Raw genomic sequence first — 15,507 nt, 5'->3', positions numbered from 1 at the left:
TGGTCACGCCCTCATCGGCATCAGCACCCACAGGGTATCGGGCGCGTTCGGGGCGAGGATGATGGCGGGGTCACCCGCCGCGCCGGTGCTGAGCGTGAACTCTGGCGTCACGCGCGCCTGCTGCGCGAGGTAGCGCAGGTTGTAAGCGACCGGTGCCATGTTCGGATCAGCGCTGACCTGCGCTGGGGCCGAGGCGTCCGAGCCTTCGTGGTTGCTGATCTCGATCCGTTGCTTCGATGGGATCAGCTTGGCGGCGGGATTGATCATCTTTGAATGACCGAGGGCGCCGGCGACGCGGAGCAGCTTGTCGATGCTGCTGCGTGAAAGATGCGCCTGGAGGCGGGTCGAGCGCTCCGGGATGACCTTCTCGTAGCTGGGATATGTGCCGTCGATCGTCTTGGTCGTCAGCCGGACGCGCCCGGCGGTCACGATCATCCGGCATTCCCCGACCTCAAGCCGGACGGGCTCGTTGGCGGGACTGTCGAGGATTGCCTCGAGCGCCCGCACCACGCGGGTTGGAACGATGACGCCGGTGGATGGGAAGCCGGCGATGTCGACCTCGCTGTCGGCGCAGCACATCCGATGCCCGTCAGTCGCGACGGCGCGCAGCGTGCCGGCCTCTGGCTTGCGGCAGAGGTAGACACCATTCAGGTAATAGCGCGTCTCCTCGGTGCTGATGCAGTGCCGGCAGTGCTTCAGCATGCGCAGCAGCTCGCCCTGCGCCATCTCGAAGTCCGCGCCCTTGGCGAAGCGGCTATCGGTCCGCATGCGCTCGGCGTCTATCGCCGGGTAGTCGCTCGGCTCGATGAGATCGACCAGACGGATCGTCGTGTCGTCATCCTCGATGATCAGCAGGTTCAAGCTCGCCTTGCCAGCTTCGCCAGCCTGGTGCTCCTGCCGGATCCTGATCCGACCGCGGGCCATTTCGGCCATGCTCGCGAGGCTGTTCAGATGGACCAGGAACGTCCCGGCCGTCTTGATCTCGGCGTCGATCTCGACCGTGATCTGGCTGTCGAGGTCAGTCGCCGACAGCTTGGAGCTGGCTCCGTCGAGCACCACACGCACCATCGCGATGACCGGGGTCGTGTTGTGGCGGGTCCAGCTCAGGCGCAGCAGCCGCGCGGCGTGACGGAGATCCGAGGAGGCGAAGCTGACAGCGATCGGCGCGGGCCGTGTTTCGGTCGATGCGTTATTGGTCATGACAGGATCCAGATGAAGAAGCCGGCCCAGAAGGCCATTGCGAGAGACGCGAGCCCGATGATCCACCAGCCATGCGGCAGGGCGCCCAAGATCAGGGCTTGCGGCTGGCGCGCTGCAGCTCGCTGACCACCTCGGCCATCTTGAACTTGCGCATGCAGGTGAGGCTGTCGAAGCGCTCGCGGATCTCGGCCTTGGACTTGCCGAGCTCGAGAATGATCACGTCCTGGCCGATGCCCTCGAAGGACATCTCCATCAGCTGAAGGTCCATCGCGGCGCTCCAGCCCTTCATGCTGCGCTTGGCCAGATGCGCTTGCAGCGGGGTCGGCTCGGTCACTTCGGTCTGCACCTCAGCCATGGCGGATTTCAGAAACGCGACGGGATCGCGTGCGGGCGCTGGCTGGGACGGCTCGACGGGCGCAGGCGGCGTGGGCTCGGGGACATCAGCGGGTGCCTCCGGTTCGCGTTCGGACGCGGGCAAGGTCTCGACTGCCAGCTCGGCCTCCGCCGCCTCTGCGGCCGTGTCGCGCTGCTGCGCCTCTGCCTCGCCCTGCAGGCGCGCCTTGGCGGCCATCCGGCGATTGATCACGAAGCGTATCGGCGCCATCTGCCGGTTCAGTGCCTGCGCGATCTCGGCGGTTGTCGCCGTGTCGAACATCGCGTCGATGGTCGCCAGTTCGGCGTCAGAGAACGGACCTGTGACGTAGGTCGGCGCCGGGGCGGAAATCGGAATGCTGACAGCGACTGAAGCCAGCGGCTCAGCCTCCAAAGGCGGGTGCTTAGTGCAGCCCGACGGAGCGGGGATCGTGCCTTCGGCACTGTTAGCGTCCAGGTCGATCCGGAGCGTGAGGCATCTCTGCCCCAGGCCGATGCTCGCAGTGCCGCTGCCCGCGCGCTCGAGCAGCTTGATCGCGGCGTCGGCCAAGGCGCTGGCGGCCTGCAGAAGGAAGATGCTGCCGTGCTCAAGCAGGGCGGCCTCCGCGTCGGCGCGGGCGGTGTCAGCGGATGTCTTCCGTTCGTCCAGCATCTCGGCCTCTCGCTGCAAAAGCGTTTGGTGCCCCGGCGGTCAGCTGCGCCGCCTCATGCCGCCAGGGCGTTGCGACCCGTTCCGTGAGTGGTGGGTCGATGATCAGCCCGCAGCGTTCGAGGAGGGGGAGGCGCTGCGGGCACCGGCGCTGGGGGCTGCACCGGATGGGAATGTCAGGGGAGAAGCGCGAGCCGGGCGCCCGCGTAGATCACGGCGCCGCCGATCACGATCAGGGCGATGATCGCCAGTGTGTCGAGCATGTCGTCGCGGTCCTCGTCATCCATGTCGTCGAGCAGGGTCAGAAAGCGGGCCAGCATCAGCGCGACTCCAGCCGGGCCGCGTTGGCGGCGGTGAACGCGGCGGTGGTGCCCTCGGCGATGCCGAGAGCCGCCATGGTGGCGAGGAAGACAGTAGCCAGCACCACCCGTGTGTGCGCGGCCGGGTGCATCTCGCGGCGGGCGGGGAGCGCAGCCATGGTGGCTGCGCTGCGACCGACGGCCGGGATCCGGCGCCCGTTCTCGTCGAGTGGATGCGCCCAGCTCATGCCGCGTCACCCCGCGAGGGCGGCACGCGGAAGCGCGGCCTGTCGGGGCGACGGGCGGCGTGCAGGACGCGGATCGCCTCGCGGCGCGCCTCGGCGCCGGAGGCGGTCGGATTGTAGGGACCGGTCAGCAGAGCGCGCGCGGCCGCAGCGGTGGGGCTGGGCGGGCGGTTTTGATTGTGGGTCATGGCTCGGGGCCTCCATCGGGGTGATGGAGTGACCATAATTCAATAAATCTGGAATACAAACCAAAAATTCCAGATAATCTGAACAGCCTAGAGTGACAGGTCTAGTTTCACTCCGTAGCTCCCTTCCGACGGACTTCGTCCGCGCGAGCGCTTCCACCCGCCCACGATCACCGCGTCGACCGTGAGGTGATGGTGGTAAAGCCCCAGCTTCTTCAACTTCGCAGTCGCCTTGGCGGCGTCGCTCCGTGCGAGGTATCCGACAGTGAGGTGACTGATCCGAACGGCCACGGCGTTCTTGTCGTGGGGATTGGAGAGCTCCGGCTTGAGCTCGGCCAAAGCATAGTGCTCGTGCCCCTCTGCGTTCTTGGGTCCGGCGATCTTGGCGAGCTCGGCCTGGTAGGCGGCCTCACCCACAATCTCGAAGCCGAATAACCCATCGCCTTCAAGATGTGCATGCCGGCCTTGAGGGCGTGGGTTGGGCTTTCCGAACAGCCAATCAAATATTGACATCAATCACTTACCCGAACGCGGTTGACGAAGTTGCAGAATCAACCAAACATGAACGTAAGGAGAACGGGAGCGATCATGCCTGGCTGGTTTGTGTTTGGGATTGGCCGGATCGCTTTGCGGATCGGGATCGATTTGAACTTTCTTTTCGATCCCATTCACTGGTTGCGGCTTCGAGCGCGAAGAAAAGCCGATCTTGCAAGTCGGGCGAGAGGTGGTTGAACGAACCGTTGATCAGGAAGTTGAAATCGATCTCATATCCGCGCCAGTAGGTGCTCATGATCTCGCGCGATGGGTAGGTCAGGCCATTCTCGGCATTGCTGAGGACGGTGTTCGAGACGCCGCATTCCTGGGCCATGTCTCGTTGCTCCTTCTGCGCGATTTTGCGCGCGGCGCGAAGTCGGATCGCCGAAGCTTCCAAGCCGGTATCGTTAGTGCGGGCTAGCCGCTCTTTCTGATCTGGTGTCATGGGCCGAAGGTAGCAAAATCCAAATATTTTGAACTCGCGTGCTGACTGGATCTGGACGTTCCAGATTATGTGGAATATGGAGGGGTATGGAACAGCGCCTCATCCCCCTGTCCGCCGGTGACATCTGCGATCTGCTCGGCAGAAAAGAGATCGCGTCGCGGGTTGGCCGTGGCCCAACCGCTGTCAGCAATGCGGCAGTGCTCGGTGCGTTCCCGGCCAGTTGGTACGTCATCATCCGCGACATGTGCGCAGAGCAGGGAGTGGCCTGCCCTGAAGAGATCTTCTCGTTCTTGCCTGGTGAGCCACCCCGAAACATTGAAGGCGACGCCGCATGACCCGTTCACTTCGCACCTCCGCTGCTGCCTTCCGCCCGTCCTCGCCCGGCGCGGCGCAAGACGTCAGGCCCGATCCGCGTCAAAATCTGCTTTCGGGTCGGGGCCGGGGGCGCGCAGCCGTCCGCGCCGCCCACGGCTTCGTCCGCGCGCCGGGGCTGATCGAGGGCTATGACCCCTTCGCGATCAGGGCGCAGATGCCCGAGCGATGGTCACTCTGGGTGCGCAAGCACTTCCGCCGCGCCGAAGAGGCCGCCGTCGCCTTCGGCGTCACGCACCAGTGCGCGAAATACTGGTTCGAGGGCCTGCACAAGCCCTCGGGCGACACGCTGCTGATCGCGGCGGACCTGTGGGGCGCTGAGTTCTTGGCGCACATGATGGGGGAGGCGTGATGCCGAACCCCGCGCAAAAGCTTTTGCATCGCGCCGATGTCCTGCTCGGACAGCCTCTCGGCGCCAACTCCCCCGGCGCGGCGTCTGCCGCCCGGGGCCTTTATTGCTGCACGCCATCGCGCGTTGCGGCTCCCCAACTGGCCGTGCGGGGTGATAATCGAGCGGCCAGCCGGTCGGTGCGCAGCTGCGCACCCTCGTTGTGGCGCGCCGACCGGGCCCCGAGAGCCTCCCTGTTGGACTGGCGCGCGGGCTTCGGCTCGCGCGCGCTTTCCGGGGAGGCCCGCCAATGAACGCTCGTTGCGAGGCCACCGCGTTCCGCCTTTGGGTGCATTGCCGCGCGATCGGCTGGAACTGCACGATCGCCGACGCTGCACGGGCGCTCGACCTTCCTGTGACCCATGTCCGCGCGGTCGTCGTCACGAAAGGTTGGTCGGATCGGTTTCGGTCCGTGCAGCTCGAGAACAGCGCCTCGTTCCGGCAGGCGGTCGATCAGATCAGGCGGACTGACGAAGATCTCGACCCGCTCGGCTTCCACGCGACGCACGGCAACGAGCCCGCGGCCCTGAACTTCGAGGGTGCGCGATGACCCACGCCGAACGCTTGCGAGAGATCCTGCGAGGCGGGTACTGCACTAGGTGGCACGCGAACCCCGATCTCGCGCACATCCGCGAGACGCTGGCCGAACATCATGGGCGCGTCGTGCAGATCCTGCTGTCGATGCACCCGAACCCCGGGATGCAATTGATCCGAGCGGCCGCCCATCACGACTGCGGCGAACCCTACGCAGGGGATCTGCCGGGTCCGTTCAAGGATGCCCATCCCGAGGTTGCCGCCGCCCATGCCGAGGTCGAGGCTGCCGCGCTGCGCGAGCTATGCGTGGCGCCGCTGCTGTCCTCGGAGGATCGTGCCTGGCTGCAGTTCGCCGACCGGCTGGCGGCGTATGAGCATGTCCGTCACGTGGCGCCCCATCTTCTCCAGCAAGCGGAGTGGATCGCTGCGGCGAAGCGGCTCGAGGAAGCGTCCTGGCAACTTGGTTGCGCCGACCTGCTGATCGGCCTGATCGGGAGGGTGCTGTGATGCCGATGCTTCCCATGACCGATGAGGACCTTCTCGGCGTGTTGGCTCTCTGGGATGCTGGGTTCACCGGCCAAGAGATCGGGCAGCGCATCGGCCGGTCCCGCAACGCGGTGCTCGGCGCACTGCACCGGATCCGACATGACGAGCGACCCTGCCACTGCCTGAAGCCCGAGAACCGGGACGGCGGCATGCCCGCGGGCTGGTGGAAGCGTCGAAAGGTGGCGGCATGAAGGAACGGTTTCGCGTCGGCCCTCTCGACCTCGAACTCAGCCAGACCGCGGGCGTGATGTTCTTCGCCCTGCGCAATCGCGAGGTGCCCGGCGGCCCGGCGCGCCCATTCGCCCACGGGCCGGTTCCGCCCCAGATGGCGGCCGAGTTGGCGAGGATCTCGCGTCGCATGCGCGAGCTGGGCCTCCATCGCGGGGCAGCGTCATGACAGCCCCGGGCATCTTCACCGAAGACGACCGGGCCGCGCTGATCGCAGCGGTGCCCGAGCTGGGCGTGCGGATGGTGCTCGACGCCTTCGTCGCCGAGACGGGCATTCCGCTCGATTGGTTGATGGGATCCCGGCGCGATCATGCCGTGCTCGCCGTGCGGCAGCGGGCGATGTTCCGCGCCTGGCAGCTCGGCTACTCGCCGGCCTGCATCGCGAAAGCGATGAACCGCGACCACACCACGGTCAGCAACGGCATCAGGGCCGAGGTCGCGCGCTGCGGCCTCGACATGGAAACGCTCCGCAGAGAGCGCGCGCAGAGAGGGCAGGGGCAGGATGACGACAGCGACCACGCAGCAGCTTAGCCCGAAGGCCGCCGCCTTCGCCGAGGCCGAGGAGCTTTACCGCAAGGCGGCCTATCTCGTGATCAGCGAGGATCGCTGCAGCACGCGGATGCTCCAGAAGGAGTTCGGGATCGGCTACAACAAGGCCGCGGCCCTGGTCGAGCGCCTCGAGCGCGAGCGCGTCGTCGGCCCCGCCAACGAGCAGGGCAAGCGCGAGGTCTGGGGGCAGTCGCCGCTCGGCGGCGCCGACTCTCCGGCTTTCCCTTCTTCCGAGCTGCCGCCCGAGGACGAGACCACTTCGCTCCTCTGCGCCGGCCGGATCCCCGTCAAGCAGACCGAGGAGGACCGCAACGTGAGTAACGTGATCTTCCAGGGCACGGCCGACGAACTGCGCCAGTTCATCGCGCAGTACGAGCAGCTCGAGGTCGAGAAGAAGGACATTGCCGAGCAGCAGAAGGATGTCATGGGCGAGGCCAAGGCCCGCGGCTACGACACCAAGATCATCAAGAAGATCATCGCCCTGCGGAAGCGCGACCAGAACGACATCGACGAGGAAGAGGCGATCCTCGAGCTCTACAAAGCCGCACTGGGGATGTCGTGATGGAAGGCAGCAGGGACGACTTCGAGCTTTGGGTCTATCCGATGCGGTTCGGCGACACGCTCTCGAACCACGACTGGATTCCTCTCTACATCAACCGCCTGCTGTCCTCGCGCTTTGCGGCCCATGTCTGCGCAGACGACCGCCGCGGCGACGGGTTCACCGCAATGCTGCTCTGGTCCGAGAGCTTCAAGCAGGACCCGGCCGGCACGCTGCCAGATGATGACGTCCAACTCGCGCAGCTCGCACGCTACGGCACCGACGTCGCCGCTTGGCGCCGGGCAAGGGAAGGCGCGCTCTACGGCTGGATGCCCGTCGAAATCGAGGACGCGGACGCTCGCCGCGACGGACCGCGCCTTGGGCACCGCATGGTCGCCGAGATCGCGTTCGACATGTTCAAGCGCAAGCGCGGTCGCGACGACGCGCGAGCCGAGAGCAGCCGCTACCAGCTGAAGACCAGGATCCGGAAGAAGCTCGCCGAGCTGCACCGCAAGAAGCTGGCCGAGAACGACTACCTGGTCACGCAGATCGCTGACTATCTCACGCGGAACAAGAGCTTCTGCACGACGGACAACGTGGCGACAGCGCTCGACGTCCTCGGCGCGCTGCCGAAGGTCGTGGGCCGGATCGGTGAGGCTGGTGGCTCGTGAAGCAGGTGTCAGGAGGTGTCAGCCTGACAGTCATCTGACAGTCAGATGACAGCACGCTGACAGTCAGACGAGGCGCAGCAGGCGCCCATTTTTCGGGGGTTTCGGTGTCATTGCCCTACAGGACAGGACAACACCCAAACCGGAAAGAACAAGAAACATCTTCACGCCCGCCGTGGGCGCAAGCGGAGAGGACGGATGGCTGAGAAGCAGGAAGAAGGGACGGTGGCGGTCGAGCCCATGACGGGCCGGGCGGCGGTGCGCGCGCTGCTGATCGAGCGGCTGGACCAGGCGGGGCTGCAGCGGCCGCGCAAGGTGACTGCCGACGTCCATGAGGCCACGAAGAAGCGGCTGGTCGAGGGGCTCGCGTACATGCTGGCCGAGAACCTGATGACGCTTGCCGAGGTGCTGATCGGGGCCAGCCGCGACGGCTATTGGCCGGCGGAGGTGCTGGTGCGGCAGATGGCGGCAAGCCTGCAGGCGCCGCCGGCGCGCGAGTCCCGGATCTTCAACAGCTGGCTCGCGTCGATCGAGGGGCCCAAGGCCGCGGCCGATGGGACGCTGGTAGAGCTCTACCGGTTCCTCATCCATCGCGGCGTCCCGCCTGGGCCGATCGACAAGCGCGGGATCGCCGAGCGGTCCGAGCAGAACAACCGGCGGATCCAGCTGATCAGCGAGCGGGTCCAGCCCTCGGCCGAGGAAACGGCTTGGCTCGAAGCCCACCGACGGGACGAGGCCGTCGCGCTCGAGATCGTCGAGGGCGGCAACAAGAAACGAGAGGGCAGTGCAGCGTGATCATGGCAAAAGGTTTTGGGTCTGGCGCCGGGCGCCTCCAGGAAGAAGCTCGGCGCGTCCAGGACGTGCTCGAGCGCGCGGCGGTGCCGGATGACGTCGGGCCTGTGCCGCTCGCCCCGGCGCGCACCACAGGCTTTGTCGTCGGAATGCAGCGTGCGATTGTCGGTGGGACGGCGGTTCGCGCCGGGCATTGGGAACCGCGGGAACCGGCGCCGCGCCGAACGCTTACGGTGGCCGACGTGTTCGATGCGATGGAGGAAGCCGCCCGCCGTCGGCACCGCGCGGATCGGCTGTCGTATGCCACGGCCAAGGGCGAGGTGATCGAGCAACCATTCGTGCCGCCGTTCACACCAGGGCAGATCTCGGTCGCGCGTCACTATCGAGCACTGGTCGAGAAGCGGGGTGGAGCCGGGATCAAGTGCGCCTCGATGGAGGGACGCAGGGGGGCGAGCGGGGGCGGTTCGTTCATGGACACCTTCATCCAGGATGGGCTGGAGCTGGAGGGGATACGGAAGCGGATTGGTGACGGGTTCGCGATGGAGGTGCGCCGCGTCCGGCCCTCCAAGAGGGGCGGCGCAGGTGCTCGCACCATCCGCTGCCGTGACCTGGTGGACATGGTTTGCCTCGGGGATCACAGCCTGAGCCAGGTGCTGCGGGCTCATGGCTGGGCGGAGAAGCGCGACCACCGCGACGCGCTGCGCGTTGCGTTGGCCGCGATCTTAAGCCGGATGTAAGTCGGCTTACGAAAGGGGCTTGACGCTTAAGTCCGTCCAAGGCATCTCTATCTCCATCATCTACACATGCGCCCGCCGATCCCCCAGATCGAGCGGGCGCCGTGCTTTCTGGCCCTCTGTCATGCCGCGCATTTCCCTCGACCTGCCCGGCATCGGCCGGATCGGGGCCGCCACACCCCGGTCACCCCCTTCCGAGGGGTGGTCGGACCCCCTCGGAAGGCCCGCCGACCCCCTCCGGACCCCGGATCGGACCGGTCGGGGCGCCGCACCCCCCCGCTTTCCGGGTCCTTCCGGGCATCGGGCCGTATACGGGGCGGCGAAGCGCATGCATTTTGCGCCGCTTAACTAACTGGAAAGCCTAAACTTAAGGGAGGTCTCGCACGGAGGGGCTCAAGCACGACATGCAGCTGAACGCGACCGGCCTTGCGAAGGAGCTGAGCCTGACGCCAGCCCGGATCAGCCAGCTCGTGTCCAGCGGCAAACTCGACGGCTGCTACAGCGGCGCGGGCCGCCACCGGGTCTTCGATCTCGGGCGCTGCGCCGATGCTCTCGGCCGCCGGCTCGACCGCGGTCAGATGCTCGGGAACGGTGCCGCGACCAGGCGCGCCCTCGCAGGCATCCGGCAGGGTGAGCTGCCGACCGGGCCGCAGATTGCTGCGCCGCAGGCGCCGGTCGAGGCGTCGCCGCCAGCCGTGCCGCTCGAGAGCGACCGCTACGAGATCGCGCGGACCCAGAAGGCCGAAGAGGAAGCGCGGCGTCTGCGGCGGCAGAATGCGCAGGACGAAGGGCTCTTCCTGCTCGCCAGCGAGGCGGAGCGCCAGATCGGGAAGGTGTTGGCGCAGGAGCTGGCCGAGTTCGAGACCGTGTTGAAGGAAGGCGCGCGGCGGATTGCGGACCGGCTCGGTGTGGACTTCAAGACGGCCCGCCAGATCCTCGTCGAGACCTGGCGCGAGCATCGATCGAAGCGCGCGACCGCGCTCGATGCCCACGCGGTCGAGGCGGCGATGGTGCCGGCCGAGGTCGAGGCGGATATCTGATGGGTTTCCTAGGCTCGGCCGAGCAGATCGTCGCCCGCGCGGCCGCCGCGGCGATGCGCCCGCCGCCGCCGCCGGACATCACCCGGTGGTGCGAGGACAATATCGAGTTCGATGCCCGCAGCCCGATGCCGGGCCCGTTCCGCATTGATCGCTTCCCGTTCCTGCGGGAGATCCACGAGGTACTCTCGCCCGAGCATCCCTGCCGCGAGGTGACGATCCGCGGCTCGGCGCAGTGGGGCAAGACGGTGTCGATCATCCAGCCCACGCTGGGTGCCTGGCACGAGTACACGCCGCTCGACAGCCTCGTGGTCCACCCGACGACCTCGGCCGCGACTGAGTGGGTCGACAACAAGTGGCTGCCGATGCGCCGGCAGGCGCCCGGCCTGCGCGCGATCTTCGGCGAGGGCCGGGGTGAGAACAAGGATGCGAAGTTCAACCAGGAGACCCTGAACCGGAACGGCTCGCTGAAGGTGGCCTCGGCGGGCTCGCCGGCCGATCTCACCGGGACCACGCGGCGCTTGGTGATCATGGACGACGTCTCGAAGTACGAGGCGACCGACAAGGGCGATCCCGAGGCGCTGGCGCTGAGCCGGGCGGCCGGCTTCGAGGATGCCAAGATCCTGCGGGTGTCGACGGCGTTGCTGCGCGGGACCTGTCGGATCACGCAAGCCTATGATCGGAGCGACCAGCGGCTCTTTCATGTGCCTTGTCCACATTGCGCCAACCGGGCGCCGCTGACCTGGGAAAACTTCGTGGCGAGCCTCGATCCCGAGCGGCTCGCCGCGGCGCACTTCACCTGCGAGGCCTGCGGCAGCGCGATCGAGCACGGGGACAAGGAGCGGATCGTCAGACGGGGCGAGTGGGTCGCGCAAAACCCGCGTGGCGATCATTCGGGCTTCCACCTCTGGCGCGCCTATGCGCCGCAGCGGGATTGGGCCTCGATCGCTGTCGAATACGCGCAGGTGATGGGCTGGACGCGGCTCGAGGTGTCCGGTGCGACAGAAGACGCGATCCGCAAGGAGGTCGAGGCGCGGACCGAGCAAGTGTTCTGGAACGACGTGCTGGGCCTGCCCTTCGCGATCGCGAGCGATGCGCCGGATTGGGAAGGGCTCAGGAACCGGGCGGAGAACGCCGATCCGGATGCCGGGATCCTGCCGCGCGGTGTGCTGCCATCGGCGGGCTTCGTCCTCGCGGCGGGTGTCGACTGCCAGGACGACCGGATCGAGGTTCAGGTGGTCGCCTATGGGCGCAATCGTCGTCGCTGGGCCGTGGATTACAGGGTGATCCCGTATCACATCAGCAGCGACGAGGGCCGCGAGGCTTTGGACGCGGTGCTGAAGCAGACCTGGCGCACGCAGCTCGGGATGGTGTTCGCGCTGGACATGCTGGCGATTGACGGCGGCACCTATACCGACGACGTCTGGCTTTGGGCCAAGCGTCACCCGTGGTCGCGGGTGATCATCGTGAAGGGCGCACGAAGCCAGACCGGGCCGATCCTGACGCCGATGCAGTTCGAGCGCCGGAACGACGGGAAGGCCAAGCGGGCGCAGCGCCGGGCATTCATGCTCAACGTCAGCCAGCTGAAGGTCGACTTCTACTCGCTCGTGGCCAAGGAGGATCCCGCGGCGCGCGGCTATGTCAGCTTCGCGCGCGGGCTCGGGGACGAGTACTTCCGCCAGGTGACCTCAGAGGTCCGGGTCCTGGGACGCAACAGCGCCGGCGTCACGGTGGCGCAGTGGAAGCTCGTCGAGCCGTCGCGCCGCAACGAGGGTCTCGACACGATGAACTATTCCGAGGCCGCGGCCCGTCGGAAGGGCTGGGCATCGATGACCGACGCCCAGTGGGACGAACTCGAGCAGCTTCGCGGCGGTGCGCCGGCGGAGGCGCAGGGCGATCTCTTCGATGCGGCAGTGCCGGCGGTTGCCGCGGCACCGGCGCAGACACAGAAACTGCGCTCGAAAGCCGAGCGCCTGCGGGATGCACTGAATGGCTGACCGATCGGTCCTCGAGGCGCGGCTCTCCGAAGCGGAGGACGCGCTGCACCGGCTGTCCATCGGCGCGATGGAGGTCGAGATCCGGTATGAGGGGCACAGCGTGAAATACACCATGTCGACCGAGGCACGGCTGGTGGCCTACATCAACCGCCTGAAGCGCGACCTCGGCCAGCCTGTCGCCGCGCGCTCGCGCCGGGTCCGGTACTCGTGAAGACGAGCTATCCGCGGATCCGCAACGTGCGGCCCAAGGCCGGCGCCGACGCCTTCCGCATGGGCAACTCGGGCTTCGGTGGCACGGCCTATGTCGCCGGGGGCGACGCGTCGGACGCGATGATCGACTTCCAGCCGTCGCTGCGCGGGCCGGACGCAGAGGTTCTGCCGAACCGCAACAAGATCGTCGCCCGCAGCCGCGACATGGTGCGCAACAACGGCTGGGCCGCCGGGGGGATCGCCAAGGAAGTCGACGCGGTCATCGGCGCCAGCTTCCGGCCGCTCTTCAAGCCGGACTGGAAGGCGCTCGGCCTCGATGTCGAGTGGGCCTCCGAGTTCAAGGTGCAGGCCGAGGGGCGCTGGCGCAACTATGCCGACGATCCGCGCCGCATGGCCGACCGGACCCGCTCGCAGACGGTCTCGCAGATGTTCGGCATGGCCTACAGGTCATACCTGATCGACGGCGACGCGCTCGGTGTGGTGGGGTGGATGGCGGAGCGGCCGACGCGCACCGTTCTGCGCGTCATGGATGCGGACCTGCTGTCGAACCCGGGCGACGCGGCCGACACCGACCTGCTGCGTGGCGGGATCGAGATCGATGGCGATGGGGTGGGTGTGTTCTTCCACTTCCGCGAGACGCACCGCACGCCGGGCTATGCCTCGCTCGATGCCTTCAGCTGGAAGCGCCTGCCGCGGGAGAAGCGTTGGGGGCGGCCGGTCGTGCTGCACTTCTTCGACAAGCTGCGGGACGGGCAGACGCGGGGCGTCTCGCGCCTGGCACCGATCCTCGAGAAGCTGAAGATGGAGGATCACTACGGCCGGGTCGAGCTGCAGGCGGCGGTGATCAATGCGGTGCTCGCGGCCTTCATCCGCTCGCCGATGGGCCCTGAGGCCATGGATGAGATGTTCGGTGATGGCGACGGGGCAGGGTTCCTTGCCTATCAGGAGGCGCGCTCGGGCTACTACAAGGAGCGCGACGGGGTGCGTCTGGGCAATGCGCGCATCACCCAGCTCTATCCGAACGACGAGATCGGGGTGGTGCCGACGGCGCGCCCGGCGGCGCAGTTCGCCGAGTTCGAAGGCGCGGTGCTGCGTCACGTCGCGGCGGGTCTCGGGATCTCCTACGAGCAGCTCGCGGCCGACTGGTCGAAAACCAACTACTCCTCGGCGCGCGCCGCGCTCGTCGAGATCTGGCGCAGCTGGACGCAGCGGCGGATCGCCTTCAGCCAGGGCTTCTGCCAGCCCTTCGTCATGGCTTGGATGGAGGAGGAGATCGACCGCGGCTTCATCCGGCTGCCGCCCGGTGCTCCCGACTTCCGCGAGAACTGGACGGCCTACACCCGGGCCAAGTGGATCGGGCCGGGCAAGGGCTTCGTGGACCCGGTGAAGGAAGCCCAGGCTGCGGCGATGCGGGTGTCCCTCGGGCTCTCGACGCTCGAGGACGAGGCGGCGGAGCTGACCGGCTCCGATCACCTGGAGAACATGGAGCAGATCCAGCGCGAGATCGCGCTGATGCCGGAAGGCACGCTTCACCCCGCCGAAGAGAGCTTCGCGCGGCTTCTCGGTCACAATGCGGCGCCCGAGAGCTACGATGACAGGAGAGCAGACCGATGACCTTCGCGCATGTCTACGCCGCGGCCTTCAACACGCCGCTCCTGGTCGCGCCGGCCAAGGCGCAGGCATTCGCCGCGGGCTTCGGCCCTCGGATCCTCGGGGCATCGCAGCTTGAGGTGCGGGGCGGCGAGGATCAGTTGCCCGAGGCGGTCTACCGGCGCGCGAAGCCCTTCGCCTCGCTGCTCGACCAGTCGCTGACGGAAAGCGTCCGCGACGGGTTCCGGTCCGGCTACGCGCTGCGCGACGGTGTGGCGGTGATCCCGATCACCGGCGTTCTCGTGCACCGCGGGGCGTGGATCGGACAGTCCAGCGGTCAGACCTCCTACGAGGGCATCCTGGCTGCCTGCGATGTGGCCGAGGAGGACAACCGGGTGCGCGGCGTCGCGCTCGAGATCGACACCTTCGGGGGCACCGTCTCGGGCTGCTTCGGTCTGGCCGAGCGGATCCGGCGGCTGGCAGCGGTCAAGCCGGTCCATGCCTTCGTCGCGGAGAATGCCTTCTCGGCCGGCTATGCGCTGGCCTCGCAGGCGCATCGGATCGTGCTGCCGCGGACCGGCGGCGTCGGCTCGATCGGCGTCGTCGCGATGCATGTGGATTACAGCCGTGCGCTTGACGAGGCGGGGGTGACGATCACGCTCCTGCATTCGGGCGCGAAGAAGGTCGACGGCAACCCCTATGCGCCGCTGCCTGAAGCGGTTCAGGCCGAGTTCGAAGCCGAGATGTCGGCCGTGCGCGAGATCTTCGTGGAGGCGGTCGCCGCGGGCCGCGGCAACCGGCTCAGCGCCGATGCCGCGCGCACGACGGAGGCCGCCACGTTCATGGGCCAGGACGCGGTGCGGGCCGGGCTCGCCGACGAGGTCGCAGAGCCGCGCGAGGCCTTCGCGGCCTTCGTGGCGGAGCTGAACCGCGATGTTCCCACCAGCGGCGGCGGACGCCGCGCGCAAACGCAAAGGAGTGCCGCCATGGCCGACGACAACAAGACCGACGACGTCGGGGAAGACGAGATCGACACCGACCCGAGCGAGAAGAAGAAGCCGACCGAGGCGCCGGACGCGCAGGCCGGCGCCGGCGATGCACGCCGTCGCATCGCTGCGATCATGCAGAGCAAGGACGCCGAGGGGCGGGCGGATCTCGCCAACTTCCTCGCCTTCGACACCGACATCGGGGCCGAACTCGCCGTGAAGATCCTCGAGAAGTCGGGCAAGACCGGTGGCCGTCTCGACAGCCTGATGGCCAGCGACGACACCGCGATCGCGCCGGCGGCCCCCGGTGGCGGTCAGCGCGCCTCGATGGCCGACCGCATGAAGCGGCGCTTCGCCGCCTGACCTGATGGTCAGCCCGCACCACCCCGCCCGGGGTGGTGCCTTCGCC

At 67.6% G+C, this 15,507-nt stretch carries 23 protein-coding genes; 16 read left to right on the top strand and 7 right to left on the bottom strand.

Going from position 1 to position 15,507, the window contains the following annotated elements:
* Window positions 1-3: 3 nt before the first annotated feature.
* The 7 genes from V8J36_RS05450 to V8J36_RS05420 all read right to left on the bottom strand — a co-directional run bounded on the left by V8J36_RS05450 (window position 4) and on the right by V8J36_RS05420 (window position 3,881).
* Entirely contained in the window at window positions 4-1,200 is a 1,197-nt protein-coding gene (locus V8J36_RS05450) for a DNA polymerase III subunit beta (protein ID WP_336466263.1), read from the bottom strand.
* A gap of 91 nt (window positions 1,201-1,291) precedes the next feature.
* The gene (locus V8J36_RS05445; RefSeq protein WP_336466262.1) at window positions 1,292-2,224 is read right to left on the bottom strand and encodes a hypothetical protein; all 933 of its coding nucleotides are present in this window, start codon (window positions 2,222-2,224) and stop codon (window positions 1,292-1,294) included.
* Between the two features lie 173 nt (window positions 2,225-2,397).
* Window positions 2,398-2,541 carry a hypothetical protein gene (locus V8J36_RS05440; protein WP_336466261.1) on the bottom strand — a complete coding sequence of 48 codons (144 nt, stop codon included), beginning with the start codon at window positions 2,539-2,541 and terminating at the stop codon, window positions 2,398-2,400.
* Window positions 2,541-2,768 carry a hypothetical protein gene (locus V8J36_RS05435; RefSeq protein ID WP_336466260.1) on the bottom strand — a complete coding sequence of 76 codons (228 nt, stop codon included), beginning with the start codon at window positions 2,766-2,768 and terminating at the stop codon, window positions 2,541-2,543. The genes V8J36_RS05440 and V8J36_RS05435 overlap by 1 nt, the downstream gene beginning before the upstream one ends.
* Window positions 2,765-2,953, bottom strand: a complete 189-nt coding sequence (locus V8J36_RS05430; RefSeq protein WP_336466259.1) for a hypothetical protein — start codon at window positions 2,951-2,953, stop codon at window positions 2,765-2,767. Before V8J36_RS05430 ends, V8J36_RS05435 begins: the two co-directional genes overlap by 4 nt.
* 87 nt (window positions 2,954-3,040) lie before the next feature.
* On the bottom strand, window positions 3,041-3,463 hold the full coding sequence (locus V8J36_RS05425) for a hypothetical protein (RefSeq protein WP_336466258.1): 423 nt from the start codon (window positions 3,461-3,463) through the stop codon (window positions 3,041-3,043).
* 73 nt (window positions 3,464-3,536) lie between these two features.
* Window positions 3,537-3,881 (bottom strand): helix-turn-helix domain-containing protein, encoded by a 345-nt coding sequence (locus V8J36_RS05420; protein WP_336466257.1) that lies wholly within the window; start codon window positions 3,879-3,881, stop codon window positions 3,537-3,539.
* Between the two features lie 134 nt (window positions 3,882-4,015).
* Between V8J36_RS05420 and V8J36_RS05415 the strand changes: the two genes are divergently transcribed.
* The 16 genes from V8J36_RS05415 to V8J36_RS05340 all read left to right on the top strand — a co-directional run bounded on the left by V8J36_RS05415 (window position 4,016) and on the right by V8J36_RS05340 (window position 15,461).
* Entirely contained in the window at window positions 4,016-4,264 is a 249-nt protein-coding gene (locus V8J36_RS05415) for a hypothetical protein (RefSeq protein WP_336466256.1), read from the top strand.
* Window positions 4,261-4,653, top strand: a complete 393-nt coding sequence (locus V8J36_RS05410; RefSeq protein WP_336466255.1) for a hypothetical protein — start codon at window positions 4,261-4,263, stop codon at window positions 4,651-4,653. The genes V8J36_RS05415 and V8J36_RS05410 overlap by 4 nt, the downstream gene beginning before the upstream one ends.
* A 286-nt stretch (window positions 4,654-4,939) precedes the next feature.
* On the top strand, window positions 4,940-5,239 hold the full coding sequence (locus V8J36_RS05405) for a hypothetical protein (RefSeq protein ID WP_336466254.1): 300 nt from the start codon (window positions 4,940-4,942) through the stop codon (window positions 5,237-5,239).
* Window positions 5,236-5,730, top strand: coding sequence for a YfbR-like 5'-deoxynucleotidase (locus V8J36_RS05400; RefSeq protein ID WP_336466253.1), 495 nt, complete (start codon window positions 5,236-5,238; stop codon window positions 5,728-5,730). Before V8J36_RS05405 ends, V8J36_RS05400 begins: the two co-directional genes overlap by 4 nt.
* Window positions 5,730-5,960, top strand: coding sequence for a hypothetical protein (locus V8J36_RS05395; protein ID WP_336466252.1), 231 nt, complete (start codon window positions 5,730-5,732; stop codon window positions 5,958-5,960). Before V8J36_RS05400 ends, V8J36_RS05395 begins: the two co-directional genes overlap by 1 nt.
* Window positions 5,957-6,166, top strand: a complete 210-nt coding sequence (locus V8J36_RS05390; RefSeq protein WP_336466251.1) for a hypothetical protein — start codon at window positions 5,957-5,959, stop codon at window positions 6,164-6,166. Before V8J36_RS05395 ends, V8J36_RS05390 begins: the two co-directional genes overlap by 4 nt.
* Window positions 6,163-6,528: a helix-turn-helix domain-containing protein gene (locus tag V8J36_RS05385; protein ID WP_336466250.1), complete on the top strand. Its 366-nt coding sequence runs from the start codon at window positions 6,163-6,165 to the stop codon at window positions 6,526-6,528. Before V8J36_RS05390 ends, V8J36_RS05385 begins: the two co-directional genes overlap by 4 nt.
* Window positions 6,500-7,108, top strand: a complete 609-nt coding sequence (locus tag V8J36_RS05380) for a GapR family DNA-binding domain-containing protein (RefSeq protein WP_336466249.1) — start codon at window positions 6,500-6,502, stop codon at window positions 7,106-7,108. Before V8J36_RS05385 ends, V8J36_RS05380 begins: the two co-directional genes overlap by 29 nt.
* A complete protein-coding gene (locus tag V8J36_RS05375; protein WP_336466248.1) occupies window positions 7,108-7,755 on the top strand; it encodes a DUF1376 domain-containing protein in 648 nt (215 codons plus the stop codon). Before V8J36_RS05380 ends, V8J36_RS05375 begins: the two co-directional genes overlap by 1 nt.
* A 195-nt stretch (window positions 7,756-7,950) precedes the next feature.
* Window positions 7,951-8,547 carry a hypothetical protein gene (locus V8J36_RS05370; protein WP_336466247.1) on the top strand — a complete coding sequence of 199 codons (597 nt, stop codon included), beginning with the start codon at window positions 7,951-7,953 and terminating at the stop codon, window positions 8,545-8,547.
* Entirely contained in the window at window positions 8,544-9,281 is a 738-nt protein-coding gene (locus V8J36_RS05365) for a hypothetical protein (protein WP_336466246.1), read from the top strand. The genes V8J36_RS05370 and V8J36_RS05365 overlap by 4 nt, the downstream gene beginning before the upstream one ends.
* A gap of 401 nt (window positions 9,282-9,682) precedes the next feature.
* Window positions 9,683-10,318 (top strand): hypothetical protein, encoded by a 636-nt coding sequence (locus V8J36_RS05360; protein ID WP_336466245.1) that lies wholly within the window; start codon window positions 9,683-9,685, stop codon window positions 10,316-10,318.
* A complete protein-coding gene (locus tag V8J36_RS05355; RefSeq protein ID WP_336466244.1) occupies window positions 10,318-12,312 on the top strand; it encodes a phage terminase large subunit family protein in 1,995 nt (664 codons plus the stop codon). Before V8J36_RS05360 ends, V8J36_RS05355 begins: the two co-directional genes overlap by 1 nt.
* Window positions 12,305-12,523, top strand: coding sequence for a gpW family head-tail joining protein (gpW, locus tag V8J36_RS05350; protein WP_336466243.1), 219 nt, complete (start codon window positions 12,305-12,307; stop codon window positions 12,521-12,523). Before V8J36_RS05355 ends, gpW begins: the two co-directional genes overlap by 8 nt.
* Window positions 12,520-14,136: a phage portal protein gene (locus V8J36_RS05345; protein ID WP_336466242.1), complete on the top strand. Its 1,617-nt coding sequence runs from the start codon at window positions 12,520-12,522 to the stop codon at window positions 14,134-14,136. The genes gpW and V8J36_RS05345 overlap by 4 nt, the downstream gene beginning before the upstream one ends.
* Window positions 14,133-15,461 (top strand): S49 family peptidase, encoded by a 1,329-nt coding sequence (locus V8J36_RS05340; protein WP_336466241.1) that lies wholly within the window; start codon window positions 14,133-14,135, stop codon window positions 15,459-15,461. The genes V8J36_RS05345 and V8J36_RS05340 overlap by 4 nt, the downstream gene beginning before the upstream one ends.
* The last annotated feature ends 46 nt before the right edge of the window (window positions 15,462-15,507 follow it).

Source organism: Frigidibacter sp. MR17.14 (assembly GCF_037095735.1).
GTDB lineage: Bacteria > Pseudomonadota > Alphaproteobacteria > Rhodobacterales > Rhodobacteraceae > Frigidibacter.
Note: the sequence above shows the minus strand (reverse complement) of the source record. Positions and strands in the feature narration are given on the sequence as shown.